General features: G+C 37.8%; 15 protein-coding genes. All 15 read left to right on the top strand.

Features of this window, described 5'->3' with window-relative positions; translation table 11 throughout:
• The first annotated feature begins 3 nt into the window (after positions 1-3).
• The 15 genes from ABD692_RS01710 (at position 4) to ABD692_RS01640 (ending at position 26663) form a co-directional block, all read left to right on the top strand.
• Positions 4-2013 (top strand): RagB/SusD family nutrient uptake outer membrane protein, encoded by a 2010-nt coding sequence (locus tag ABD692_RS01710; protein ID WP_344764425.1) that lies wholly within the window; start codon positions 4-6, stop codon positions 2011-2013.
• Positions 2014-2386: 373 nt separating this feature from the next.
• Positions 2387-4042: a pectate lyase family protein gene (locus ABD692_RS01705; protein ID WP_344764424.1), complete on the top strand. Its 1656-nt coding sequence runs from the start codon at positions 2387-2389 to the stop codon at positions 4040-4042.
• Position 4043: 1 nt separating this feature from the next.
• Positions 4044-5675, top strand: a complete 1632-nt coding sequence (locus ABD692_RS01700) for a polysaccharide lyase (RefSeq protein ID WP_344764422.1) — start codon at positions 4044-4046, stop codon at positions 5673-5675.
• Between the two features lie 219 nt (positions 5676-5894).
• A complete protein-coding gene (locus ABD692_RS01695) occupies positions 5895-6197 on the top strand; it encodes a GIY-YIG nuclease family protein (RefSeq protein ID WP_344764421.1) in 303 nt (100 codons plus the stop codon).
• Positions 6198-7130: 933 nt separating this feature from the next.
• Positions 7131-10280 (top strand): DUF6298 domain-containing protein, encoded by a 3150-nt coding sequence (locus ABD692_RS01690; protein ID WP_344764419.1) that lies wholly within the window; start codon positions 7131-7133, stop codon positions 10278-10280.
• Between the two features lie 3 nt (positions 10281-10283).
• Complete coding sequence (locus ABD692_RS01685) at positions 10284-11684, top strand: glycoside hydrolase family 140 protein (RefSeq protein WP_344764418.1); 1401 nt, start codon at positions 10284-10286, stop codon at positions 11682-11684.
• Positions 11685-11920: 236 nt separating this feature from the next.
• The gene (locus ABD692_RS01680) at positions 11921-12853 is read left to right on the top strand and encodes a glycoside hydrolase family 43 protein (protein WP_344764417.1); all 933 of its coding nucleotides are present in this window, start codon (positions 11921-11923) and stop codon (positions 12851-12853) included.
• A 152-nt stretch (positions 12854-13005) separates the two neighbouring features.
• Positions 13006-14838, top strand: coding sequence for a sialidase family protein (locus ABD692_RS01675; RefSeq protein WP_344764415.1), 1833 nt, complete (start codon positions 13006-13008; stop codon positions 14836-14838).
• 100 nt (positions 14839-14938) lie between these two features.
• Positions 14939-16273 carry a sialate O-acetylesterase gene (locus ABD692_RS01670; RefSeq protein WP_344764414.1) on the top strand — a complete coding sequence of 445 codons (1335 nt, stop codon included), beginning with the start codon at positions 14939-14941 and terminating at the stop codon, positions 16271-16273.
• Positions 16273-19038, top strand: a complete 2766-nt coding sequence (locus tag ABD692_RS01665; protein WP_344764412.1) for a glycoside hydrolase family 2 protein — start codon at positions 16273-16275, stop codon at positions 19036-19038. Before ABD692_RS01670 ends, ABD692_RS01665 begins: the two co-directional genes overlap by 1 nt.
• Before the next feature lie 115 nt (positions 19039-19153).
• Positions 19154-21892, top strand: a complete 2739-nt coding sequence (locus tag ABD692_RS01660) for an alpha-L-rhamnosidase (RefSeq protein ID WP_344764410.1) — start codon at positions 19154-19156, stop codon at positions 21890-21892.
• A 323-nt stretch (positions 21893-22215) separates the two neighbouring features.
• Entirely contained in the window at positions 22216-22881 is a 666-nt protein-coding gene (locus tag ABD692_RS01655; RefSeq protein WP_344764408.1) for a DUF3826 domain-containing protein, read from the top strand.
• A gap of 131 nt (positions 22882-23012) precedes the next feature.
• Positions 23013-24149 carry a sialidase family protein gene (locus tag ABD692_RS01650; RefSeq protein ID WP_344764407.1) on the top strand — a complete coding sequence of 379 codons (1137 nt, stop codon included), beginning with the start codon at positions 23013-23015 and terminating at the stop codon, positions 24147-24149.
• Entirely contained in the window at positions 24146-25759 is a 1614-nt protein-coding gene (locus ABD692_RS01645) for an acetylxylan esterase (protein WP_344764405.1), read from the top strand. Before ABD692_RS01650 ends, ABD692_RS01645 begins: the two co-directional genes overlap by 4 nt.
• Position 25760: 1 nt before the next feature.
• Positions 25761-26663 carry a sugar phosphate isomerase/epimerase family protein gene (locus tag ABD692_RS01640; protein WP_344764403.1) on the top strand — a complete coding sequence of 301 codons (903 nt, stop codon included), beginning with the start codon at positions 25761-25763 and terminating at the stop codon, positions 26661-26663.

The raw sequence follows: 26663 nt of genomic DNA, 5'->3' as shown, positions 1-26663 counted from the left end.
AAGATGAAAAGAAATAAAATATTATACTTAATTACAGCATTAGTTATCATAATGGCTAGCTGTAAAGATGCTTTTCTTGAGGAGAAAAGAGATTTGGCGGGATACAATGAGGAAGTGTTTAAAGATGCTGCTCTTGCTCAGGGATATGTTGATTATGTTTATGGCTTATTCTTGCCTGCAAATAATGCGCAATCGCTATCCTGGAATATTGCCACAAATAACGATACTTTCGCAAAAACTACTGATGAATTTGCAGGAGAAACGGATTTTAATAAAATCTGGACATCTATAAGTTATACCAACACGCATGCTTTAAACTATTTAGGTGCAAGGTTAACAACGAGTATTGTGAATAACCCTTATACCAGGTTAAAACAAATAAATATTTTCATTGCAGAAATAGATAAGTACGGTTTGCCTGAAGATGTTCGTAATAAATTAAAAGGCCAAATGCTTTTCTGGAGAGCGTGGCAATATTTTGATCTTGTTCGTTTGTATGGAGGTGTTCCTTTGGCTTTAACTCCTCAGGATCCTATTCTTGCTGATGGCAATGATTTGCAAATTCCTCGGTCATCTTCATCTGCTTGCATAAAACAAATCACCGCAGATTTAGATTTAGCAATGACATTACTTCCAGGTAAATGGGCTTCTGCAGATTGGGGTAGAATTACAAGCGGCGGTGCTGCTGCATTAAAAGGGCGTGTTTTATTAACTTGGGCGAGCCCTTTATTTAATCGTACCGACGATTTAACTCGTTGGGAAGATGCATACAAAGCGAATTTAGCCGCTAAAACTTTGTTAGAAGCAAATGGTTTTGGCTTATTCAAAACAGGCGGAACTGCAAATGCAACTGCTTGGGGTAATATGTGGTTTACAGAAGTAAATAACCCTGAAGCAGTTATTGTTTACGGCTTTAACAACTTGGCAATTGGTGGTAATACAACTAAAAATAGCGGATGGGAACAAGCTGCACGCTCGAAGGAAATCAACGGTGGTGGTTCTTTATCTCCTACAAAGGAAATTGTAGACGCTTTCCCTATGAAAGATGGTAAAATGGCAGGTGCTTCAACTTATATTTATGATGCCAAAAAATTCTATAAAAACAGAGACCCACGTTTTTACAAAACTTTCGTTTATAATGGTGCAATCTGGCCTTACAAAGAATCTACAACCTTTAAACAATGGACTTATAAATGGTATAGAACAGCAGCAGAAACAACGCCAAGCTTAACAACAGAGCTTAAAGGTGCTAATGCGAGTGCTATTTATATTTCGAAAGCTACAGATCCGAATGCAAGTAATGCTAACGGAAACTTTAGTCAAAGCGGTATGGATTTTATGGAACTTCGTTTTGCTGAAGTTGTTTTAAACCTAGCAGAATCTGCAATTGGTTCTAACAAATTAGCTGAAGGTTTGGAAGGCATTAAATCAATACGCGAGCGTGCAGGTGTAGAAAATCTTGATGGTTCTTACGGATTGGCTGGTGCTGCAAGCAGAGATCAATTATTTGCAGCTGTGTTAAATGAAAGAAATATAGAATTTGCTTATGAAGGAAAACGCTTTTTCGATTTAAGACGTTGGATGTTATTCGAAGAAAATTCTCCAACGGCTGCTCGTTTAGGCATAAAACCTTTAAATGGCACTCGCAGAACAGGCTATTTTATTACAGTAAAATCTGTTGCGGGCGTTAAATATGTTGGTACTGCCGATCCTTTATTGAAACCAGCAACAGGTAATGCGCCAATTTTAGATCGCGATCCGGCAACTTATCCTACGGCAAACGGAAGCGCCAATTATGCTGCTTATCTAGATTATCTATATGATAACGTTTTTGTAATAACTGTTAAAGATGATTTGGATAAAACTAATCCTGCAGACTGGAAATTTAAGTGGTATCCTGAATATTATTTCTTCGGATTAAATGAAAATATTTTGAGTTCATCTCCATATTTGGAACAAACAACTGGTTGGAATAGTTTAAAAGGAGCAGGAACATTCGATCCATTGAAATAGAAGATTTAACCGCTCTCAAACAGGTGAATCTCAACACCTGAATTATTAAGTATATTTGGTTTAAAGGAAGCAATTTATTGCTTCCTTTTTTTATTTAAGAATGTTACATTTATATATGAATTTTATATATATCTTGTAACGTCGTTGATATAATGAATTTACATTGTTACGCTTAATTTTTTCAATTGATAATATTGTACAAAAGATAGCGAAAATTATACAGTAAATAGCCTTATTTTGATTGCAAATTTGAAAGATAATATACTTTCTAACCAAACTTTAACCAAAAGATACCAATAGAATTGAGCCTAAATTTTTTACTATCCGAAATATTTGCTTAATTTCTTTTGCTTCTTTAACGAGCAAAACACAAATGAAAAAGAACTTATTAAATCTACTATTTTCATCAGCATTAATTCTCTCAGCTGGATCAGCTTTTGCACAATATCCAAAAATACCATTAGATGTTCAAAAAACATCAGATTCTATGATGAAGGCAGCAACTCGGCATTCAGATATTGCCTGGGAAAAGGCTAAACCCATCATGGAGCAAGAAGCTAAACAAGGAAAACCTTATATACCATGGGCAGGCAGGCCAAATGATTTGCCTCAATCAGAATTGTTAGCTTTTCCAGGAGCTGAGGGTGGAGGTGCTTATAGCTTCGGTGGTCGTGGTGGCAGGGTTATCGTTGTAAAAAACTTAAACGATAGTGGTCCAGGTTCGTTACGGGATGCTTGCGAGCAGGGTGGAGCAAGAATTGTAGTTTTCAATGTTGCAGGTATCATCAGATTAAAAACGCCATTAATTGTTCGTGCACCTTATATTACTATTGCGGGTCAAACTGCTCCTGGTGATGGTGTTTGTGTTGCTGGCGAATCCGTTTGGTTAAATACACATGATGTGATCGTTCGTTTCATGCGTTTTAGAAGAGGAGAAACTTTTGTTGGTCGTCGCGATGATGCAATTGGTGGTAATCCAGTAGGAAATATCATGATTGATCACGTTTCGGCGAGCTGGGGTTTAGACGAAAATATGTCGATGTATCGCCACATGTACAACGATAGTACAGGTAAAATCGAAGACAAATTAGGAACGGTTAATATTACGATTCAAAATTCGATTTTTTCTGAAGCTTTAGATTATTGGAATCATGCTTTTGGAAGTACTTTAGGGGGCGAAAATTGTGCTTTTGTTCGTAATCTTTGGGCAGATAACGGTGCCCGTAATCCTTCAATTGGCTGGAACGGAATCTTTAATTTCGCCAATAATGTGGTTTTCAACTGGAATAACCGTTCTACAGATGGTGGTGATTATACTGCTCAATACAATATTATAAATAACTACTATAAACCAGGTCCGGTTACCGATTTAAAAGACCCAATTAGTTACCGAATTTTAAAGCCAGAATCTGGACGTAGTAAATTGCCTTACGTGGTTTTTGGCAGAGCCTTTGTAGATGGAAATATTATTGATGGCAATCAAAAAGTTACAGCAAATAACTGGGATGGCGGCGTTCAGGTAGAAGATAAAAAAGGCAGACTAATGTCATTCGAACAGGCAAGTCCATATTTTGCAGCCATGAAAGCTAAAAAACCTTTCCCAATGCCTAAAATTTCGATTATCCCAACTCTGCAGGCAAAAGATTTTGTTTTGGCAAATGTGGGTGCAACCTTACCAAAAAGAGATCCTGTTGATACTCGTGTAATTAAACAAGTAGCTACAGGGAAAATTGAGGTTCATCCTGATGCTAAACCATCTGCATTTCAATTTGAGCATCGTAGGTTACCTGGCGATTCTTACAAACTGGGCATTATTACAGAGGTTTCACAGGTTGGTGGTTATCCAGAATATAAAGGCACACCTTACAAAGATTCAGACGATGACGGTATGCCAGATGCTTACGAACTTAAAAATGGATTGAATCCGAAGGATGCATCTGATGCTACGAAAATTACTAAAAGTGGTTACTCAAACATCGAGGTGTATTTAAATAGTGTGGTTCCTGTTTCTATAGTAAAACCTAATTAATATGCGGAACTGGAATTCTTTTTTGAGCATAATTGCGCTTTGTGGAATTGGAAATATTGCCTACGCGCAATATCCTGTTATTCCAGAAGCGATGGAGAAAAAGGCCGATTCTTTATTAAAAAGTATTGAAGAGAAATCTGAATTACAATTTTTAAAGGTAAAGCCTATTGTTGATGCGGAAGCCAAACAAGGTAAACCATATATTCCATGGGCAGCAAAGCCAAGCGATTTACCTCAATCAAAATTAGTTGCCTTTCCTGGTGCTGAGGGCGGTGGAGCGTATGCTTTTGGCGGCCGAGGCGGAAAGGTTTATGTGGTAAATAGTCTTGAAGATTCAGGCAAAGGAACTTTGCGTGAAGCGTGTGAACAGGGTGGCGCAAGAACAATTGTTTTCAATATTTCAGGAATTATTAGGTTAAAATCGCCATTAATTATTCGTGCTCCATATATTACAATTGCAGGTCAAAGTGCACCTGGCGATGGTATCTGTGTAGCAGGAGAATCGGTTTGGATTAATACACACGATGTTGTGATTCGTTATATGCGTTTCCGTCGTGGAGAAACTGATGTAACCCGTAGAGATGATGCCATTGGCGGCAATCCTATAGGAAATATCATTATAGACCACGTTTCTGCAAGCTGGGGGTTAGACGAAAATATGTCGATTTATCGCCATGTTTATGATAAAAAAGATGGTTCTAAACCAGAGAAATTACCTACAGTAAATGTAACCATTCAAAACTCCATTTTCTCTGAGGCGCTGGATACTTACAACCATGCCTTCGGAAGTACAATCGGTGGATTGAACTCTACTTTCATGCGTAATCTTTGGGCATCCAATATTAGTCGTAATCCTTCAGTAGGCATGTATGGCGATTTTGGTTTCGCCAATAACGTTATTTTTAACTGGTGGAATAGAAGTGCCGATGGTGGCGATAATGCATCATTTTATAGTTTTATAAATAACTATTACAAACCTGGACCAATAACCCCTGCTGGCGAGCCCATTTCTTATCGCATTTTAAAGCCAGAATCTGGCAGAGACATTAAATTTAGAAATGAATTTGGCAGAGCTTATGTAACTGGAAACATTATTGAAGGCAATGAAAAAGTAACCAGTAATAATTGGGATGGAGGCGTGCAACCAGAAAGCAAGCGTGATAAACAAAAGTTACTAGATTCCATTCGTACTGATAAACCTTTACCAATGGCGAAGATTTCAATTATCGACACTAAAAAAGCTTACGATTATGTTTTAGCAAATGCAGGTGCAAGTTTACCCGTTCGCGATGCCGTGGATCAACGTATTATTAAACAAGTTACTACAGGAAAAATAGAACATGTAGCAGATGGAAAGTTGCCTGCGAAGCAAAGTTATGTGAAACGTCGTTTACCAGCTGATTCTTATAAACAAGGTATTATTTCAGACATTGCACAAGTCGGTGGTTATCCAGAATATAAGGGAAAACCTTATGTAGATACTGATAACGATGGTATTCCTGATGCGTGGGAGATTAAAAACGGATTGAATCCAAAAGATGCAAAAGATGCTTCAAAAATTTCGAAATCTGGTTATGCTAATATCGAAGTTTATTTGAATAGTTTAGTGGATGTGAGTAAAGTGAGGCCTTAGGGGAGTTGAAAGTTGATTTTGTCATTCTGAGTACAGCGAAGAATCTGCAAGCGATGAAAACGAAACTTTAACAACACAACACTGCCTACAACGGAAATGAATGGGCAGGAATGTTAAATAATAGGTCAGAGATGCTTCGTTCCTCAGCATGACAGTAAGAATTTGTCATTCTGATGGACGAAAAATCTGCAAGCGACGAAAACAAAACTTTAATAAAGCATGAGCCATAATTATTTCGTTTACATCCTAACAAATAAAAACAAAACTGTTTTGTACACGGGCGTAACAAATGATTTGGAAATTAGGCTTAAACAACATACTGAAAATAAAGATAATAAATTTGCATTTACATTTAAATACAATTGTTATTACTTGATTTTTTACGAAAGATATCAATTTATCGAGCATGCTATTGAAAGAGAAAAAGAAATTAAGGGCTGGAAAAGGCAAAAGAAGAATGAACTGATTGAAATTGATAATCCTGATTGGAGATTTTTAAATGATGAAATTCTCGAGAGATAAAATTACAACAACTTGTCATTCTGAGATTGAAGAATCTCTAAGCGATGAAAATGAAACGTTAACAACCCACTGCAAATAACGGATAAGAGTAGGCAGAAATAGTAAATAATAGGTTGCAGATGCTTCGTGCCTCAGCATGACAAACTTTATCTGTCCTTCTGAGATTGAAGAATCTCTAAGTGATGAAAATAAAACGTTAACAACCCTCTGCAAACAACGGATAAGAGTAGGCAGAAATAGTAAATAATAGGTTGCAGATGCTTCGTGCCTCAGCATGACAAACTTTTATCTGTCATTCTGAGATTGAAGAATCTCTAAGTGATGAAAATAAAACGTTAACAACCCTCTGCAAACAACGGATAAGAGTAGGCAGAAATAGTAAATAATAGGGTTGCAGATGCTTCGTGCCTCAGCATGACAAACTTTTCTCGGTCATTCTGAGATTGAAGAATCTCTAAGCGATTAAAACAAAACGTTAACAACCCACTGCAAACAATGGATAAGAGTAGGCAGAAATAGTAAATAATAGGTTGCAGATGCTTCGTGCCTCAGCATGACAAACTTTTCTCTGTCATTCTGAGATTGAAGAACCTCTAAGTGATGAAAATGAAGTTAACAACCCACTGCAAACAATGGATAAGAGTAGGCAGGAATAGTAAATAATAGGTTGCAGATGCTTCGTGCCTCAGCATGACAAACTTTTCTCTGTCATTCTGAGGGACGAAGAATCTCTAAGTGATAAAAATAAAACGTTGCCAACTTACTGCCAACAACGGATAAGAGTAGGCAGAAATAGTAAATATTAGGTTGCAGATGCTTCATGCCTCAGCATGACAAACTTTTCTCTGTCATTCTGATGAACGAAGAATCTCTAAGCCATGGAATACTGGAACTGAGTAAAGCAAATGCGACAACGAAAAAAAATAAACACCAATGCCAAAAACTAACCACATATATAAAATTAAAGTACTGCCGATTTTGGCATTCCTTTTTTTGGTTACAAACTTTTCTTTCGCTCAGAAAACAAAGCCAGTCGAGCCACCCAAACCTATATTTAAAGGTAAGGATGGTAAATTGGCTTACACAGCGGATGAACAAGGAAATCGCATTCCTGATTTTTCTTATGCAGGTTATATGGCTGGAGAAAAAGCTATTCCAAACGCTTTAATTAAAGTTATTGTTCCAGTTTCAAAAGGCGATGCTACTTTAAGAATTCAATCTGCCATCAACTACGTTTCAAAATTACCTATTGGAAAAGATGGCTTACGTGGTGCGGTTCTGCTAGAAAAAGGCATTTATGAAGTAGCAGGAACTTTAAAGATTTCTGCATCTGGTGTTGTGCTTCGTGGCAGCGGAATGGGAGATAATGGAACCAAAATCTTTGCTACGGGTTTGGATCGAATTGGAGTAATCAGAATTCTGGGTAAGAGCAATAAAGTTGAATTGCCAACAGTTGCTATCAGCGATACTTATGTGCCTGTTAATTCGAATAAAATTACTGTTTCTAATGCAAATGGTTTCATAGTCGAAGATAACATCGTCATCCACCGTCCTTCTACAAAAGAATGGATTGAAACACTAAAAACAGTTGAGTTTGGTGGTGGCGAAAGTGCTTTGGGTTGGAAACCTGGAACCAGGGACATTCATTTTGATAGAAAAATTGTAGCAGTCAATGGCAATACCGTAACGTTTGATGCGCCAATCACAACTGCTTTAGACGCTAAATTTGGGGGCGCAACAGTATCAAAATATCAATGGGATGGAAGAATCTCCCAATCTGGTGTTGAAAATTTAAAACTTGAGTCAGATTATCACAAAGAAAATATTAAAGATGAATACCACCGCTGGACCGCCATTTCTTTAGAAAATGTGGAAGATGCATGGGTTCGTCAGGTTGTTTTTGAACATTTTGCAGGTTCTGCAGTTAATGTTTTAGAAACAGCAAAAAGAATTACTGTCGAAGATTGTAAGTCGCTTGCTCCAATTTCTGAAATCGGTGGCGAACGTCGGAATACTTTTTATACTACAGGACAACAAACACTTTTTCAAAGGTTATATTCAGAATACGGTTACCATGATTTCGCGGTAGGTTTTTGTGCACCTGGACCAAACGTTTTTGTGCAATGCCAATCATATTTGCCGTTCAGTTTCAGCGGTACAATTGATAGCTGGGCATCTGGCGTTTTGTTTGATATTGTAAATGTGGATGGACAAGCTTTAAGTTATTTAAACCGTGGTCAGGATGGGCAAGGTGCGGGTTGGAGTGCGGCAAATAGTGTTTTTTGGCAGTGCAGTGCGGCAAGAGTCGATAATCCACAGCCACCAACAGCGCAAAACTGGGCTTTTGGTACCTGGGCGCAATTTTCAGGAAATGGCTATTGGGATATGTCGAACGAGCAAATCCAACCGCGGAGTTTGTATTATGCTCAGCTAAAAGATAGATTGGGAAATGAAATTGATTCCAGAGCTTTTGTTTTACCTGTGGAAACGGAAGCGTCAAGCAGTCCTCCTGTTGATGTTGCACAAAAGTTAACCAAACTCGCTTATAAACCTGCTTTAACGGTTTCCGAATATATTGATGCGGCTTCGGATCGAAACAAAATATCAACAGAATCTAAAGAAGCAAAAAGTATCGATAAAATTGGATTAGATAAAGTTACTCAATCAGCAACAGCCGATGCAATGACCATTAAAAATGGTTGGTTGGTTCGCGGAAACGAAATCGTGGTCGGCAATCGTCAGGATGTGCCATGGTGGAATGGAAGTGCTCGTCCTTATGGTTTAAAGAAAACCAAATTTCATGTAACTAGATTTGTTCCAGGTCGCGAAGGCAATGGCTTAACCGATGGTTTGGAAGAAATTACCGATTCGATGAAAAATAGTTCGGTAAAGATTCTTGATCACAATTATGGCCTTTGGTACGACAGAAGGAGAGATGACCACGAGCGCATTCGCAGAATGGATGGCGAGGTTTGGGCACCATTTTATGAGCTGCCTTTTGCCCGTAGCGGACAAGATAAGGCTTGGGATGGATTGAGCAAATACGATATTACAAAGTATAATCTTTGGTATTGGGATAGGTTAAAACAATTCGCAAACCTGGCCGACCAAAAAGGCTTGGTTTTAATCCACGAGAATTATTTTCAGCACAATATTATTGAAGCAGGAGCACATTATGCCGATTTTCCCTGGCGAACCGCAAACAATATCAACAACACAGGTTTTCCAGAACCTGTACCTTATGCTGGCGATAAACGTATTTTTATGGCTGAGCAATTTTACGATATCAGCAATGAAAACCGCAAGGCGATACACAAAGCCTACATTAGAAAATGTTTGGAGAATTTCGATGGAAACTCTGGAGTAATTCAACAGATTGGTGCCGAATTTACTGGTCCGTTGCATTTCGTTCAGTTTTGGATTGATACCATTAAAGATTGGGAGAAGGAAACTGGCAAACATCCAATTATTGGTTTAAGTGTTACTAAAGATGTTCAGGATGCAATTTTAGCTGATGCAACAAGAGCTAAAGTAATCGATTTAATCGATATCAGATATTGGCATTACCAGGCAGATGGAACTGCTTATGCACCACAAGGCGGGCAGAGCCTGGCACCTCGCCAACATGCCCGTTTGTTAAAGCCAAAGAAAACATCTTTTGAAGAGGTTTATCACGCCGTTTCTGAATATAAAACCAAATTTCCAGAAAAAGCAGTGATTTACTCTGGAGATAATTTTGATGCTTTTGGTTGGGCAGTTTTAATGGCTGGAGGTTCCTTATCAAATGTTCAAAATCTTGATAAATCAATAGCAAATGCAATTTCAACTTTAAAGCCAATTATCTCAAACGATAAAAAACAGCAATATGGTTTAGAAAATGCAGGCAAAACATACCTTTTTTATAATGCATCGGCAGAAGCCATTAGTTTAGATTTGACCAAAACGGCAGGAAAATTCGTTGTGAAAATATTAAATAGTAAAACTGGAGCCATCATCAAAGAAGAAAAAATTAACGGTAATACTATTGCAAAAATTAATAAAGTTGGAACTGGAGATGAGGTAATCATTATCAATAAAATTTAATACATGAATTTAAAATCTAAAATATTTCTACTTGCTGTAGTTTCAATTCTTGCCTTTGGTTGTAAGGACAAACCTCATTTTGGCGATAAAAGTCTTTTGGTTTCTGAAAACGGCAGATATGTTACTACTGGAGACGGAAAACCATTTTTCTGGTTAGGTGATACGGGTTGGTTATTATTTAGTCGCTTAAATCGCGAGGAAACCAATACATATTTGGAAGATAGAAAGCAAAAAGGCTTTAACGTGATTCAGGTAATGGTTTTACATGATGTGCCATCTAGAAATGTGTACTTAGATTCATCGCTTGTAAACGCTGATGTTTCAAAACCAATGATTACGCCAGGCAACAATCCTAAAGATTCTACTGCTTACGATTATTGGGATCATATCGATTACGTGGTTGATAAGGCAGCAGAAAAAGGACTTTACATGGCTTTGGTACCTGTTTGGGGAACTAATGTGAAGAATGGTAAAGTTAAAGAAGCCCAAGCTAAAGTTTACGCAAAGTTTTTAGCTGATCGATATAAAGATAAATGGAACATCATCTGGTTAAATGGTGGCGATATTAAAGGTAGCGACGGTTTAAAAGTTTGGAATGCTATTGGCGAAACGCTAAGAGCAAATGACCCCAATCACTTAATCACTTTTCATCCACGCGGAAGAACGGCTGGTTCACAATGGTTTCATAATTCGAAATGGAGTGATTTTGATATGATTCAATCTGGTCATCGCCGTTATGATCAAGATACTTCGGCAAAGGAGAAATTACATTACGGAGAAGATAATTGGAAATATATTGAATCTGATTATAAATTAAAACCTACAAAACCTACTATTGATGGAGAACCATCGTACGAAGATATTCCCCAAGGTTTGCATGATACAACACAGCCTCGATGGAATGATGCAGATGTGAGACGATATGGTTATTGGTCGGTTTTTGCAGGTGCTTTCGGTTACACTTACGGGCATAACTCTGTGATGCAGATGTATAAAAAGACCGATTTAAAACCTGCCTATGGTCCAAAAGATCAGTGGATTACGGCAATAAATGCTCCTGGTGCAGTCCAAATGCGTTACCTGAAAGATTTAATGCTTTCTCGCTCATATTTTGACCGCGTTCCAGATCAAACTTTGGTTGCTGGTTCAAATGGAGAAAAATACGATAGAATTTTAGCCACCCGTGGTGAAGAATACGCCATGTTTTACACCTACACAGGCCGGACTTTCAATGCACAGTTAGGTAAAACGGATGGCGATGAAGTGAAAGCTTCTTGGTTTGACCCAAGAACGGGAAAGATAACGGATTTAGGGAAATTTGAAAATAAAGGGATTAAAGAATTTAACCCACCGGGAGAACCAGCAAATGGTAATGACTGGGTGTTGATTTTAGATAAGTTATAGGTTGGTCGTTACTGGGAGCAGGAATGACGAAGTAATCTAAATTAGAGCAAGCATTAATTGCTGTCATTCTGAGGCACGAAGAATCTGAAGCCGATTAACACTGCCCGAACATATATCATGTTTGCTTTAAGACATTGGGCAATTGCTGATTGTGCTTTATGGGTTGCAGATTCTTCACTGCGTTCAGAATGACAAACCTAACCGTGAACAAAGAAAAATAACTATTAAAAAATAAAGTGCATAAATTAAAGTTCATATCATCATTTCGTTTAGCCATTATTGGCTTGGCTTTCTGCGGATTAACATCTTGCTCGAAACAAGCTTATTTATTTACCTCATTTCACGAACCTGCAACAGAAGGATTGAGATTTTTATACAGTTACGATGCCTTTCATTGGACTGATTTAAACAAAACTTTCTTAAAGCCAGCAGTTGGAACACAGAAAGTAATGCGTGACCCATCTATCGTTCAAGGACGCGATGGAACATTTCATTTGGTTTGGACGTGCAGCTGGAAAGGTGATAAAGGCTTTGGTTATGCAAGTTCTAAAGATTTAATTACCTGGAGCGAGCAAAAATTTCTTCCGGTGATGGAAAACGAACCCAAAACTGTAAATGTTTGGGCGCCAGAAATTTTTTACGATGATGAGAAAAAAGAATTCGTAATTATCTGGGCATCAACCATTCCATTTCGTTTTGCGAAGGGAATAGAAGAGGAAGAAAACAATCACCGAATGTATTCGATAACGACGAAAGATTTTGTAACTTTTTCTGAACCAAAATTATTCTTAGATCCTGGTTTCAGCGTAATAGATGCAGTGATTGTGAAAAGAGCAGCGAAAGATTATGTGTTGGTTTTAAAAGATAATACCCGCCCGAACAGAAATTTGAAAGTAGCTTTTGGAGAGGATGCTTTGGGACCGTATAAAAACGTTTCAGACACTTTTAGTCCGAAGTTGACCGAAGGACCAACTGTTGTAAAAGTGAAAAATGACTGGTTGATTTATTTCGATGCTTATGGTCAGAAGATTTATTCGGCTTATAAAACTTCCGATTTTAAAAGTTTTAAAGATGTGACTGCTGAAGTTTCGATACCTGAAGGGCACAAGCATGGAACAATTATAAAAGTTAAAAGAAAAGTGATTGAAGGGTTGAAGAGGACAGATTAATACTGCTGTCATCCTGAGGCACGAAGGATCTCTAAGCCATGAAAGACTGGTTCTGAAATATCACTGAATTATTTTAGTGGTTAAAAAAACAGGCAGTGATTATCGGTTGCGGATTCTTCCTTCGTCAGAATGACAGAATTTAAAATTAAAGAATGAAAATATTTAAAATACTTTGTTTAACACTACCATTTACACTTGCGATATCAATTTCGCAGGCACAGGATACTGTTCGTTATACAGGCAAAACTTTGGTTAATGCCGATTATCATCACGGGCAGCTTTCGCCAGTAATGGGGGTGCATAATATCCAAACTTTCAGGGCAAACAGGGAACATCCAGAATTGGCAGAAGACTTTGGCTGGACTTATAACCATGCTCCAATGTTAGCCTATTGGAATAATAAGTTTTATGTAGAATATTTGAGTGATAAGGTGGGAGAAAGCATCCCGCCAGGACAAACCTTATTGCAGTCATCGCCTGATGGCTACAATTGGACGAAACCTGATGTGATTTTTCCTATTTATAGAATTGCAGATGGTACAACTAAAGAAGGTAGAACCGATGTAGCTAAAGATTTAGATGCCGTAATGCACCAACGTATGGGATTTTACGTTTCCACAAAAAATGTATTTCTTGTTTTAGGTTTCTACGCCATCAGCTTCGATGCAAAGGACGATCCGAATGATGGTCATGGAATTGGTAGAGCGGTGCGTGAAATTCAGGCAGATGGAAAATACGGTCCAATTTATTTTATTCACTACAATCCAGGTTATTCGGAAAAAAACACAAAATATCCATACTTCACAAATAGTAAAAATAAAGCTTTTGTTACTGCTTGTAATGAATTGTTAGCGAATAAGTTAATGACGCAGCAATGGAATGAAGAGGCAGACAGAAAAGACCCACTAATCACTTTGCAGAAACAATATAAAGCTTTCAGTTATTACCATTTACCTGATGGAAGAGTTGTGGGATTATGGAAAAATGCTTTAACGGCAATTAGCACCGATAACGGAAAAAGCTGGCCAGAGAGTGCTTTTCGTGCTCCAGGTTTTGTAAATAGCAATGCAAAAATTTGGGGACAAAAAACTGCTGATGGAAATTACGCAACGGTTTATAATCCTTCAGAATACAGATGGCCATTAGCCATTTCAACCAGTAAAAACGGTTTAGATTACACTAATTTATTGTTGATCAATGGGGAAATCACGCCGATGCGTTATGGCGGCAATTATAAATCTTACGGTCCGCAATATGTACGTGGCATTATCGAAGGAAATGGGAAACCTGCCGATGGCAAATTATGGGTAACCTACAGTATGAACAAGGAAGATATCTGGGTTTCTTCGGTTCCTTTGCCTGTTAATGATTTGGCTACAAAACATGTTAACGATGAGTTCAATAAACTTCCTAAAGAAAAAGCACTAGAAAATTGGAATATTTACAGTCCGCTGTGGGCGCCTGTAAAAGTTGAAAATGGTGCTTTGGTTTTAAGAGACAAAGATCCGTTTGATTATGCAAAAGCAGAGCGCTTATTTCCTGTATCTAAAAAAATAATTACTTCATTTTCGGTTACGCCAAAGCAAAACGATTTCGGTTTACTGGAAATTGAATTGCAGGATGCAAAAGGAATGGCAAGTGTTCGTTTGACATTTGATTCCACTGGCAATTTAAGTGGAAAAGCTGGTGCCCGTTATAAAAACTTCATGAAATATGAGGCTGGAAAAAGCTATGATATTAAATTGAAATTAGATGCGCACACCAGATTCTATTCGCTTACAGTTAACGGAAAAGAAACTTCATTAAGTTTAGCTTTTCAGCCGATTGCTGATGTTTCTTGTATTGTTTTTCGTACTGGAGCGGTTCGTCGTTTTCCTAATGTGGATACGCCAGCAGACCAAACTTACGATTTGAAAAATGCTGGAGAATCTGAGAAAAAAGAAGCCGTTTATTCGATTAAATATTTAAAAACGGAGGGGTTTTAGGATGGTTAGAAATATTAAGTTCCAACTTGTTATATTGTTATTGTTGATTGGATTCTCTGCCAATGCCAAAATTCTTTTGCCTCAAATTTTATCAAACAATATGGTTTTACAGCGTGAGAAACCGATAAATATTTGGGGTTTCGCTTCAGCTGGTGAAAAAGTCGAAGTTTCTTTTGCTGGTCAGAAAAAGCAAACAGTGGCCGATAAAAACGGAAATTGGTCGGTGATTTTGGTGCCTTTGAAAACATCAGCGAAGCCACAAACAATGATTATTGCTGGTTCTAATAAAATAGAATTAACCAATATTTTGGTTGGCGAAGTTTGGGTGTGCTCAGGTCAATCGAACATGGAGTATCAAATGCGGAAGCTGGCGAAAATCCCTAAACCAAAAAATGAAAAATTAGGTTTTCCTGCGGATGAGGTAGAGAAAGCAAAAAATACACAAATCAGGATTTTCCTGGTTAATCGTAAACAGTTGGCAAAACCAGATTCTACTCATAAAAGTTGGGCGGTAGCGCAAGATTCAGCATTGAAGGCTTTTTCTGCTGTTGGTTATTTTTTCGCGAAAGAAATTCAGGAAAAATTAGGCATTCCTGTCGGGATGATTTCTTCTTCGGTTTCTGGAAGTGCGATTGAGCCATGGGTTGCTCCAGATGCATTTGCACAAGATCCTTATTTTAAAAATGTAAAAGTAAGCAACGACCCAGGCAAGTTTTATACGCCAATGATTGAGCCACTTTCGAAATTTAAGATAAAAGGCTTTTTATGGTATCAAGGCGAAACAAACTGCTTTTTAAATGAGACTATTAGTTATTCTTACAAACTAAAAACATTGGTAAACCTGTGGCGCAAAGCTTGGGGAGAACAATTGCCATTCTATTATGTGCAGATTGCACCTTTCGATTACAGCAAACAGAAGAGCGACAAAGTTGTGCTTACAACCGACACGGAACCTAACTTTTGGGAAGCGCAGCAACAAGTTTTACGCTTGCCAAATACGGGAATGATATCGACCAATGATTTGAACGATAACGGTGGAGATTTGCACCCAACCTATAAATGGGAAGTGGGGAGAAGATTGGCACTTTTGGCTTTAGGTAAAACTTACCATCAAAAAATAGCATTCTCTGGACCGATTTACAAAGCTGTTTCCTTTAAAGATGGTAAAGCTTTCCTTGATTTTGATTATACAGATTCAGGTAATTCATCTTCATTAACAGGATTCACAATTGCCTCAAAAGACGGCAAGTTCGTTAATGCAGATGCGATTTTGAAGGATGGAAAGGTTATCGTATCCTCCAAAGAAATTGCAGAACCAAAAGCCGTACGTTACAACTGGACAGAAAATCCAATGGGAAATTTTTACTACAATGGCTTGCCAGCTTTGCCTTTCCGTACTGATAATCCATTAACCAACCAATTTAAAACTAATTAATGAAACGCAGATTTATACTTTTCTTGTGTTTAATAACGATGTTCTGCTTTGTAAAAGCACAGCAAACGCAAAAATTATATCTATCGGGAACGGGAAATGACAACACTGTTAACTGGGATTTCTTTTCTACCGAAGGAATGAATTCTGGCAGATGGACAACTATTCCTGTGCCGTCAAACTGGGAATTACAAGGTTTTGGAAAGTACAATTACGGTTTCAATAAAGAAGCCAATAAAGGCAAGGAACAAGGACTTTATAAATACAAATTCTCCGTTCCATCTGATTGGAAAAACCAAAAAATCAATATTGTTTTTGAGGGTTCGATGACGGATACTGAAGTTAAAATTAACGGAGAATTAGCGGGGGAAATTCATCAAGGTTCATTTTATGTGTTTAAATATGATATTTCTAAACTATTAAAGTCGGGAGAAAATTTGCTTGAAGTAAAAGTCTCTAAACATTCAGCTAATCAATCGGTTAATGAAGCAGAACGGAAAGCCGATTTCTGGATTTTTGGAGGTATTTTCAGACCTGTTTATCTGGAAGCTTTGCCCCAAACTTACATCGATCGGGTGCAACTTGATGCTAAAGCAAATGGTGTTTTAACGGCTAATGTTTTCACTAAAGGTCAGGCTGATAAAATTTCAATTGAATTGACAGACAAAGATGGTAAGAAATTTGGCAATGACTTTACCGCAAAAATTACATCGGGTTTAACCAAAATCGAACAACAGTTTAAGAGTCCATCACTTTGGTCGTCGGAGTTTCCAAACCTTTATACTGCAACTTTTACCTTAAGTAAAAACGGAAAACCAATTCATCAGATTGCTAAAAAAATAGGGTTTAGAACGGTTGAAGTTAAAGAACGTGACGGTGTTTACGTGAATGGCATAAAAATGAAATTCAAAGGTGTAAACCGACATTCTTTTTATCCAACATCTGGCAGAACAACAAGCAAAAAGATCAGCATAGCTGATGTTGAGCTGATGAAAGAGATGAATATGAACGCTGTGCGTATGTCGCACTATCCGCCAGATGGACACTTTTTGGATGTTTGCGATTCATTAGGCTTATTCGTGATGGATGAATTAGCAGGGTGGCACGGAAATTACGATACGCCAACAGGAACGAAATTGTTTAAAGAAATGATGCTGAATGATGAAAATCACCCATCAATCATATTCTGGGCGAATGGAAATGAAGGTGGCCATAATCGCGAGCTTGACCATCTTTTTACAGATAATGATATTCAAAAACGTCCTTTAATTCATCCCTGGGAAATTTTTGGAGGATTTGAAACAACGCATTATCGTGAATTTAATTACGGAATTGGAAATTACGATCACGGTCATAATATTTTAATGCCTACTGAGTTTTTACATGGCATGTGGGATGGCGGCCATGGTGCAGGAATCGAAGACTACTGGAATGCCATGTGGAATAATCCGCTTTCTGCAGGTGGTTTTCTTTGGGATTTTGCCGACCAGGCCGTGGTGCGTACCGATAAAGCTGGCGAGCTGGACACCGACGGAAATCACGGTCCAGATGGAATTGTTGGCCCTTATCATGAAAAAGAAGGAAGTTTTTATACCATTAAAGAGGTTTGGAGTCCTGTTTTTATAGAGAAGCGAGAAATTACCGCTGGTTTTGATGGCTCATTTTTATTGGAAAATCGTTATGCTTTTACAAACCTTAACCAATGCACTTTCGAGTGGAGATTGAAGAAACTTAAAGCAGGCGCTGATGCAGAATTTAAAGCAGGTAAAGCCGATACACCAAATATTAAACCTTTCGAAAAAGGAAAATTACAAGTTGATCTTCCCGCAGATTGGAAAAGTTTTGATGCATTATATTTAACAGTAAAGGATGTTTATGGGAAAGAATTATTTACCTGGAGCTTTCCAATTACATTGCCGGCTGCTGATGCAGATAAAATTGTCGTGAAAACAGCCTCATCAAAAGTGATTTTAAAAGAAGATGCAAAGGTTTATCAGGTTTTGGCAAATGGCATCGATTTAACATTCGATAAAATTACTGGATTATTACAACAAGCTAAAAATGCGAAGGGTGTGGTTCCTTTTTCTAATGGTCCTGTTTTACAAGAAGGCGTAAATAATTTCAAAAATTTTACGGCCAAAATGGATGGCGAAAATCTGGTTATTTCATCCAAATTTGATAAAAAGGAAAGCTGGAATACTTTGCAGTGGACGATTTATCCATCGGGATGGTTAAAAATGGAGGTAAAATATTTCCCTTCTGAATACTTTACCACATTCGTGGGGTTGAATTTTTCATATCCCGAAACGGAAATTAAAAGTGTTGAATACAAAGGAAACGGGCCTTACCGTGTTTGGAAAAATCGTATGAAAGGTACTGAATTCGGAATTTGGAAAAAGGATTATAACGATTCTGCAACTGGTGAACCAGCTTGGCAATATCCAGAATTTAAAGGTTACCACTCAAATATGTATTGGTGCGAATTTATAGGCAAATCGCAGACTTTTAAAGTAGTAACGGATAGAGAAGATGTTTTTTTAAGGCTATTTACGCCAAAGAAATCGAAAGATACAGAGTATGATAATATGAGTCCGACCTTTCCAACTGGCGATATATCGTTTATGAATGGAATTTCGGCAATTGGAACTAAAACACAAAAGCCAGAAACAACTGGTCCGATGGGAATGAAAAATATTTATTATGATTTTGATAAAGCTCCGAGTAGGGCGTTGGATATGACTTTGTATTTTGATTTTTCGGTAAGATAGAGAATAGGGAATTGAAAATGGAGAATTGTGAATAGAAAATAGGAAATGGTTAATAGGCTTTAATTTGCATGTCAATTTCCTATTTCTTACCTTCTATTCCCTCAATTAAAAGTAAATGAACATTAAAATCTACATAGCAATAATCAGCATCTGGCTACTGCCGCTTAACAAAGTGGTGGCGCAAGTCTCGTTGCAAAATACCACCTGCGAGATGCTAACAAATCCTTTAGGGATTGATGTTCAAAAGCCACGTTTTGCCTGGCATATCATTTCAAAAGAACGAAATGTGATGCAAACTGCTTATCAGGTTTTGGTGTCTTCATCGATAGAGAAATTAAATGCCAATGAAGGCGATTTGTGGGATTCTGAAAAGGTAAATTCTGCCGAATCGATTCATGTAAATTATACTGGAAAAGAACTTAAAAGCAGATTAAAGGCTTATTGGAAAGTTAAAGTTTGGACCACCGCTGGGCCAAGCGAATGGTCGGCTAATAACTACTTTTCGATGGGTTTATTGTACTATAAAGATTGGCCAAAAGGTTGGATTGGTTTCGAAAGGGCTTTCCCATGGGATAATATTAAAACGGATTCACGCTTATCTGCAAGATATTTTAGAAAGGAATTTCAAAGCACAAAAACTGTAAAATCTGCTACGGCATCCATTATAGGTTTGGGTTTGTACGAACTTTATATCAATGGGAAAAAAGTTGGGGAGGATGTTTTATCTCCATCGCCAGCAGATTACACTAAAAATGTAAAATACAATACTTATGATGTAATATCTTATATCAAAAGCGGTAAAAATGCAGTTGGAACGATATTAGGCAATGGTCGGTTTTTCGCCATGCGCCAAAATGAAAAACCTTATAAAATTAAAACATTTGGTTTTCCGAAGATGCTGATGAACATCAATATTGTTTATACCGATGGAACAACTGCCAACATTGATACGGATGACAGTTGGAAAGGCACAGCAGATGGGCCAATCAGAACCAACAATGAATATGATGGCGAAGAATATGATGCAACGAAAGAGGTATCAGGTTGGAATAATGTTGGTTTTGATGATAGCAAATGGGCAAAGGCAGAATTTGTTCAGGAACCTACAGGAGTGATTGAAGCGCAAATGAATGAAAATATGCGTGTGATGAATATGCTGAAACCTGTTTCAATTAAAAAACTTTCTGGCGATAGATACATTCTTGATATGGGTCAGAACATGGTTGGTTGGTTGCAAATCAAAGTAAAAGGCTCAAAAGGAAAGCAAATTAAACTGCGTTTTGCAGAATCGTTACAAGATAATGGCGAACTTTTTACAGCCAATCTTCGCAACGCAAAATGTACTGATTTATACACTCTAAAAGGTGGCGAACAAGAAACCTGGGAACCGACTTTTGCCTATCGTGGTTTCAGATATGTAGAACTTTCGGGTTACACTTATCAACCTTCTGTAAATGATTTTGTAGGAAAAATGATTTACGATAACATTAAAACTGTTGGAACTTTCGAAACTTCGGATGCATTAACTAACCAGATTTTTAAAAATGCCTGGTGGGGAATTGCAGGGAATTACAAGGGAATTCCAATCGATTGTCCGCAAAGAAACGAGCGTATGCCTTGGTTGGGAGATCGAGGTGCGGTGGCTTACGGCGAAAGTTTTGTTTTTGATAACGGACGATTTTATACCAAATGGTTACAGGATATCAGAAATTCGCAAAAGGAAGATGGCGCTATTCCTGATGTTGCACCAGCGTTCTGGCGATATTATAGCGATAACATGACGTGGCCTGGTGCAATGCTTTTGGTTACCGAAATGGTTTACAAGCAAACGGGAGACATTTCTGCGGTGCGGGATAATTATCCAGCGATGAAAAAATGGCTTGCTTACATGCAGAGCCGCTACATGCAAGATTATATTTTAACCAAAGATAGTTACGGCGATTGGTGCATGCCTCCAATTACCATTGAATTCGGTCGAGGGAAAAGTGCCGATAAAAAATATCCATCCGCATTAATTTCAACAGCTTATTATTATCATTTTACACAGTTGATGATTCAGTTTGGACAAGCGATTGGAAATGAAGAGGATGTTAAGAATTACCAGGCTTTGGGAAACAAAATCAAGGAAGCTTTCAATAAGAAATATTATAATGATAAAGGTTATTATGCTTCCAATGCTTTAACGGATAACATTATTCCGCTTTATTTTGGCATGGTTCCGAAAGATAAAGTTGAGGAAGTTTTTAAAAATATTACATACACAGTTGAGGTTACCAATAAAGGACATTTGAGCAATGGTTTGGTTGGTATTCAGTGGCTAATGCGCTGTTTGAATGACTATGGTAGACCAGATTTGGCTTACACGGTTGCGACTCAAAAAACTTATCCAAGTTGGGGATATATGGTTGATAATGGTGCAACAACGATTTGGGAATTATGGAATGGCAATACTGCCGACCCGAAAATGAATTCGCAAAACCATGTAATGATGCTTGGCGATTTGTTAATCTGGTATTACGAAAACCTTGCGGGAATTAAATCAGAAAGCGCAGCTTTTAAAAAAATTATCATGAAGCCTGAAATGATAAACAGTTTGAGTTCGGTGAATGCAAGCTATAATTCAGTTTATGGAACAATAAAAAGCAGTTATAGTAAAACAACAAAAGCATTTAACTGGAATGTTACCATTCCACCAAATACTACAGCTTTGCTTTACATTCCTGCGGCTAATAAAAATGAAGTTACAGAGAAATTGAAATCAGTTAAGGATCTAAAATTTATAAAAATGGAAGATAACAGCGCAATTTATGAGGTTGGCTCGGGAGATTATTCTTTTGTTGTGGAAGGGAAGTAATTTGCTTTGTAATTCTGAACATAGTGAAGAATCTCCAAGCGATGGAAGAGTGCTCTAAGTGCTAATCGGTTGCAGATTCTTCGTTGCACTCAGAATGACAACACCTGGATCAAAGCAGGGAAATCATTTGAATAAGGTTAAAAGATTTCTCCACCATGGTGGAAATGATGGGGAAGGAGTAATGATTTGTTTCGTTTCATCGTCATTGCGAGGTACGCAGCAATCTTACAACGACAGCATTAGGATTGCTTCGTACCTCGCAATGACGACCGTTTATATAAAACGTTTAAAAATATTTGATAAACCTAAATGGAAATACAATTATGAGAAAGTTTTTAAAGCCACTAATGTTACTGACTTTGCTGCTAACCACAGTGAATGTCTTTAGTCAAACAAAAGATGTGGTAGTGCCCGAGGAAATACTAACTAAAGCAAAAGAATGGGTTGGTGCGTTAAATTTAACAGATGCTAAGAAAAAGACTGCAGCAGAAAATGCTATTGCAGTTCATTTAACAACAATAAGAGATTGGCATAACGAACATCCATCATCAACCGTTCCTGACGGGATAAACCCTGTTACTGGAAATAAATTAAGTGATTTGGATAAGCAAATTATTGCCGATTCGGCCATGCCTTCAAGTGTTCATCAGGCTTTAATGGATGGTTTGAACCAGAATCTATCTCCAGAACAAGTTGAAACTATCCTAGATAAATACACCATTGGGAAAGTAGAATTTACAATGAAAGGTTACAAAGCCATTGTTCCAGATTTAACGGCTGATGAAGAGGCTAAGATTTCAGGTTTCTTGAAGCAAGCTAGAGAACAGGCTGTTGATTATAAAAATATGAAACAAATTTCTGCAATTTTTGAAATCTATAAAACGAAATCAGAGCAAATGCTGAACAATAACGGACGCAGCTGGAGAGCGCTTTACAGTGCTTACACTAAAAAGATAAAAGAGGAGAAAGCAAATAAGGCAAAGCAGTAAACATTTTGCTTAGGCTTATCGTCGTTGCGAGGCACGAAGCAATCCTAAAGCGGTCGCTACAACTATAGTAGTAAGATTGCTTCGTACCTCGCAATGACGACCGTAGATAGATAGTTGATTTAAATAAAATTATGTTAAAAAGAAAAATATATATCACATTAGGACTTGCTTTTGCACTTGCAGCAAGCGCTAAGGCTCAGGTAGAAAAATGGCAAACTGGAGTTGTAAAACAAGAATATCTATATGATAAAGCCCCATTTCCGTCGTGCCATTCTGCAACCATTGCCGAAACTTCGACAGGTTTAGTAGCTTCTTTCTTTGGTGGAACAAAAGAAAGAAACCCTGACGTGGAGATTTACATCAGTCGTTTTGTTGATGGGAAGTGGTTAGCACCAGTTTCTGTAGCAAATGGTGTTCAACCAGATGGCAAAAGATTACCAACCTGGAATCCTGTATTATATCAGGTTCCTGGCGGAGATTTAGTATTGTTTTATAAAATCGGACCCAAACCATCAGAATGGTGGGGCTTAATGAAAACATCAAAAGATGGTGGAATAACTTGGTCGGAAGCTACAAAATTACCAGATGGAAATATTGGTCCTGTTAAAAATAAACCTATTTTATTAAGCAATGGAAATCTTTTTGCGCCATCAAGTAAAGAGGGCGATGGCTGGAAAATTCATTTTGAGGTAACAAAAGACAACGGTAAAACCTGGAGAACAGTTGGTCCGTTGGTTGAAAACGGAATCAAAGCTATTCAACCAAGTATTCTGCAGCATGGTAATGGGAAGTTACAGATTTTAGCCAGAACTGCTAATCGGGCAATTGCAGAATCATGGTCGGAGGATAACGGAGAAACCTGGACGCCAATGACCAAAACCTCCTTACCTAATAATAACTCTGGGACTGATGCCGTAACTATGAAAGATGGTCGACATGTATTGGTTTATAACCATGTTTTGCCTCCAGGCGATTTAGCCAAAGGCGCAAGAACTCCTCTGAATGTTTCGCTTTCTAAAGATGGAAAAGAATGGTACGCAGCCTTAATTTTAGAAGATTCGCCGATTAGCCAATATTCTTACCCTGCTGTAATTCAAACTGCTGATGGTATGTTACACTTTATTTATACCTGGAGAAGGGAAAAAATCAAGCATGTGATTGTCGATCCATCAAAGTTGAAATTGAAGAAAATTAAAAATGGTGTTTGGCCAAAATTGAACGGTTACACTGCACCAGTAATTACGGAAACTAAAAGCGAAGAACCATGAGATTAGATAAGTCTTCATTTTTTCAAACCGTCATTTCGACCGCAGTGGAAAAATGTTTTAGCAATGGTTTTTGCATTCGTCTTGCTGAATTTATCTCAGCATCTTTAAAGCAATATGTCTATTCATTTAAGACCCTAAAACAAGTTCAAAATGGCGTACGTTCATTATCTGCATCATGCTATTCCCCTTTGGAGGGGGCAGGGGGAGGGATTTTTAGAAAATTTACTTTAGTGATTTTTTCTTTCTTCCTTTTTACAAACCTCTCCGCCCAAACCCAAAACACAGATAAATTTTATAAAAAACCACTTGTTGATGTTCTAAAAGAAATTCAAACGCGTTTTAAGGTTCAGATTAAATATTCTGAGCCACAGGTAAAAGATAAGTGGGTAAACTACGCCGATTGGCGTTTTCGTGCTGATGTAGATGAAACACTCGCCAATGTGCTTACACCTTTGGATATGAAAGTAAACAAAGAAAAGCCAGGCGTTTATAAACTGAAAGAATACGAATATTATCGTTGGGAAGTTCAGGATGGATGGGCCTATTTGGATCAGTTGGGTACAAAATATACTGACCAAGCCAGCTGGGAAAAACGCAAAGCGGAAATCAAGCCAGAGCTTTACAAAGCTTTGATGTTATCGCCATTACCAGCAAAAATAAATTCGAAACCAATTGTTACGGCAAAACGGATTTTCGATGGATATTCAGTAGAAAATATCGCCTTGGAAATACTTCCAGGTGTTTGGATAAATGGTTCGTTGTACAAGCCATTAAATGCAAAGGGTAAAATTCCAGTGGTCTTAAGTCCCGATGGGCATTGGGAAAAGCAGCGTTACCGAGCCGATTGTCAGCTTCGCTGTGCTACAATTGCCAGAATGGGGGCAATGGCATTTAGTTATGATTTATTTGCGTGGGGCGAATCGATGCTTCAGTTTAAATACGAAGATCATCGCCGAAGTTTAGCTCAAACCGTTCAAACTTTGGGTGGGATAAGAATTTTGGATTATTTCACATCCTTAAAAGAAACAGATACAAGTAGAATAGGTATAAGCGGCGGTTCTGGAGCTGGAAGTCATTCAATTTTAATGACGGCCATGGATGACAGGATTAAGTTGAGTGCACCCGTTGTAGCGATGTCGTCATATTTCTATGGCGGTTGTCCTTGCGAAAGCGGTATGCCAATCCATCAATGTGGAGGTGGAACAGATAATGTAGAATTGGCTGCAATGGCAGCTCCTCGTCCACAGTTATTGGTATCGGATGGTGGCGACTGGACAGCTCATACTCCACAACATGATTTTCCCTACTTACAAAAAATGTACGGTTATTATGGTGTGAAAGATAAGGTCGAGAATGTGCATCTTCCTAATGAAAAACACGATTTCGGCATTAACAAGCGCATTGCACTTTACGATTTTTTAAATAAAAACTTCAAGCTTAATGGTGCTACTGTAAAAGATAAAACAGGGAAATACGACGAAAGTAAAGTAACCATCGAGAAAGAAAGTGCAATGTATGTTTTCGGAGATAAGGGCGAAAAATTGCCTAAAAATGCTGTGATGGGATTTGAGAACTTGGAAAAGTTATTTCCACTAAATGGGATGAAGTAAAATGATGAACAAACCCCAGAATAGAAGGGCTTTTATTGGTCATGTTGCTTTATTAACTGGGGCATTAATGATTCCTGATCAATTGCTATTTGCAGCCGAGAAAAAGAACACATACAAAGTTGCGGTAATTGATTTGATGATTTTAAAACGTCAGAAAATTAGTGCGTTGCCGCTGGCGAAAGAAATTGGTGCCGACGGATTGGAAATTGATATGGGAGGTTTGGGAAACAGAGAAACTTTTGATAATAAACTGGCCGACCCAAAAGTTAGACAAGAATATTTAGATAAAGCAAAAGAATTGAATTTGGAGATTTGCTCATTGGCAATGACTGGCTTTTATGCGCAATCATTCGCTACTCGACCAACTTATCAAAAAATGATTCAGGATTGTTTGGATACAGCGAAGGCAATGAACGTTAAAGTGGTGTTTCTTCCGCTTGGTGTTCAGGGCGATTTAGTTAAAAACCCAGAGCTACGCGGACCTATTGTTGACAGGTTGAAAATAGCTGGAAGATTGGCTTCAATAGCGGGTATTGTGATTGGAATTGAAACATCTTTAGATGCGACAGGCGAACTTAAGTTATTGAAAGATGTAGGCTCCAAATATGTGAAAAGCTATTTCAATTTCTCCAATGCAATTAAAAATGGAAGAGATTTACATCAGGAGCTTAGGATTTTGGGCAAGAAGAATATTATTCAAATTCATGCAACTAATGAAGATGGCGTTTGGCTGCAAAACGACCCGAAAATTGATTTGAAAAAAGTGAAAGAAACCCTGGATAATATCGGTTGGAAAGGTTGGTTAGTGGTGGAAAGAAGTAGAGATGCAAGTCAGCCAACAAACGTAAAATATAATTTTAGTGCCAATACGAATTGCCTAAAATCGATTTTTCAACCGAAATAA

Origin of the sequence: Pedobacter ginsengiterrae, from assembly GCF_039537385.1 — a bacterium.
Lineage (GTDB): Bacteria > Bacteroidota > Bacteroidia > Sphingobacteriales > Sphingobacteriaceae > Pedobacter > Pedobacter ginsengiterrae.
The sequence above is the reverse complement of the archived record's forward strand: the minus strand, read 5'-3'. Positions and strand labels throughout refer to the sequence as shown.

Coding starts and splice junctions, on each gene's coding strand:
- ABD692_RS01670 (WP_344764414.1), top strand. CDS start 14,939: ATGGTTTTACAGCGTGAGAAACCGATAAATATTTGGGGTTTCGCTTCA.
- ABD692_RS01655 (WP_344764408.1), top strand. CDS start 22,216: ATGAGAAAGTTTTTAAAGCCACTAATGTTACTGACTTTGCTGCTAACC.
- ABD692_RS01640 (WP_344764403.1), top strand. CDS start 25,761: ATGATGAACAAACCCCAGAATAGAAGGGCTTTTATTGGTCATGTTGCT.
- ABD692_RS01710 (WP_344764425.1), top strand. CDS start 4: ATGAAAAGAAATAAAATATTATACTTAATTACAGCATTAGTTATCATA.
- ABD692_RS01705 (WP_344764424.1), top strand. CDS start 2,387: ATGAAAAAGAACTTATTAAATCTACTATTTTCATCAGCATTAATTCTC.
- ABD692_RS01695 (WP_344764421.1), top strand. CDS start 5,895: ATGAGCCATAATTATTTCGTTTACATCCTAACAAATAAAAACAAAACT.
- ABD692_RS01685 (WP_344764418.1), top strand. CDS start 10,284: ATGAATTTAAAATCTAAAATATTTCTACTTGCTGTAGTTTCAATTCTT.
- ABD692_RS01690 (WP_344764419.1), top strand. CDS start 7,131: ATGCCAAAAACTAACCACATATATAAAATTAAAGTACTGCCGATTTTG.
- ABD692_RS01700 (WP_344764422.1), top strand. CDS start 4,044: ATGCGGAACTGGAATTCTTTTTTGAGCATAATTGCGCTTTGTGGAATT.
- ABD692_RS01650 (WP_344764407.1), top strand. CDS start 23,013: ATGTTAAAAAGAAAAATATATATCACATTAGGACTTGCTTTTGCACTT.
- ABD692_RS01645 (WP_344764405.1), top strand. CDS start 24,146: ATGAGATTAGATAAGTCTTCATTTTTTCAAACCGTCATTTCGACCGCA.
- ABD692_RS01660 (WP_344764410.1), top strand. CDS start 19,154: ATGAACATTAAAATCTACATAGCAATAATCAGCATCTGGCTACTGCCG.
- ABD692_RS01665 (WP_344764412.1), top strand. CDS start 16,273: ATGAAACGCAGATTTATACTTTTCTTGTGTTTAATAACGATGTTCTGC.
- ABD692_RS01675 (WP_344764415.1), top strand. CDS start 13,006: ATGAAAATATTTAAAATACTTTGTTTAACACTACCATTTACACTTGCG.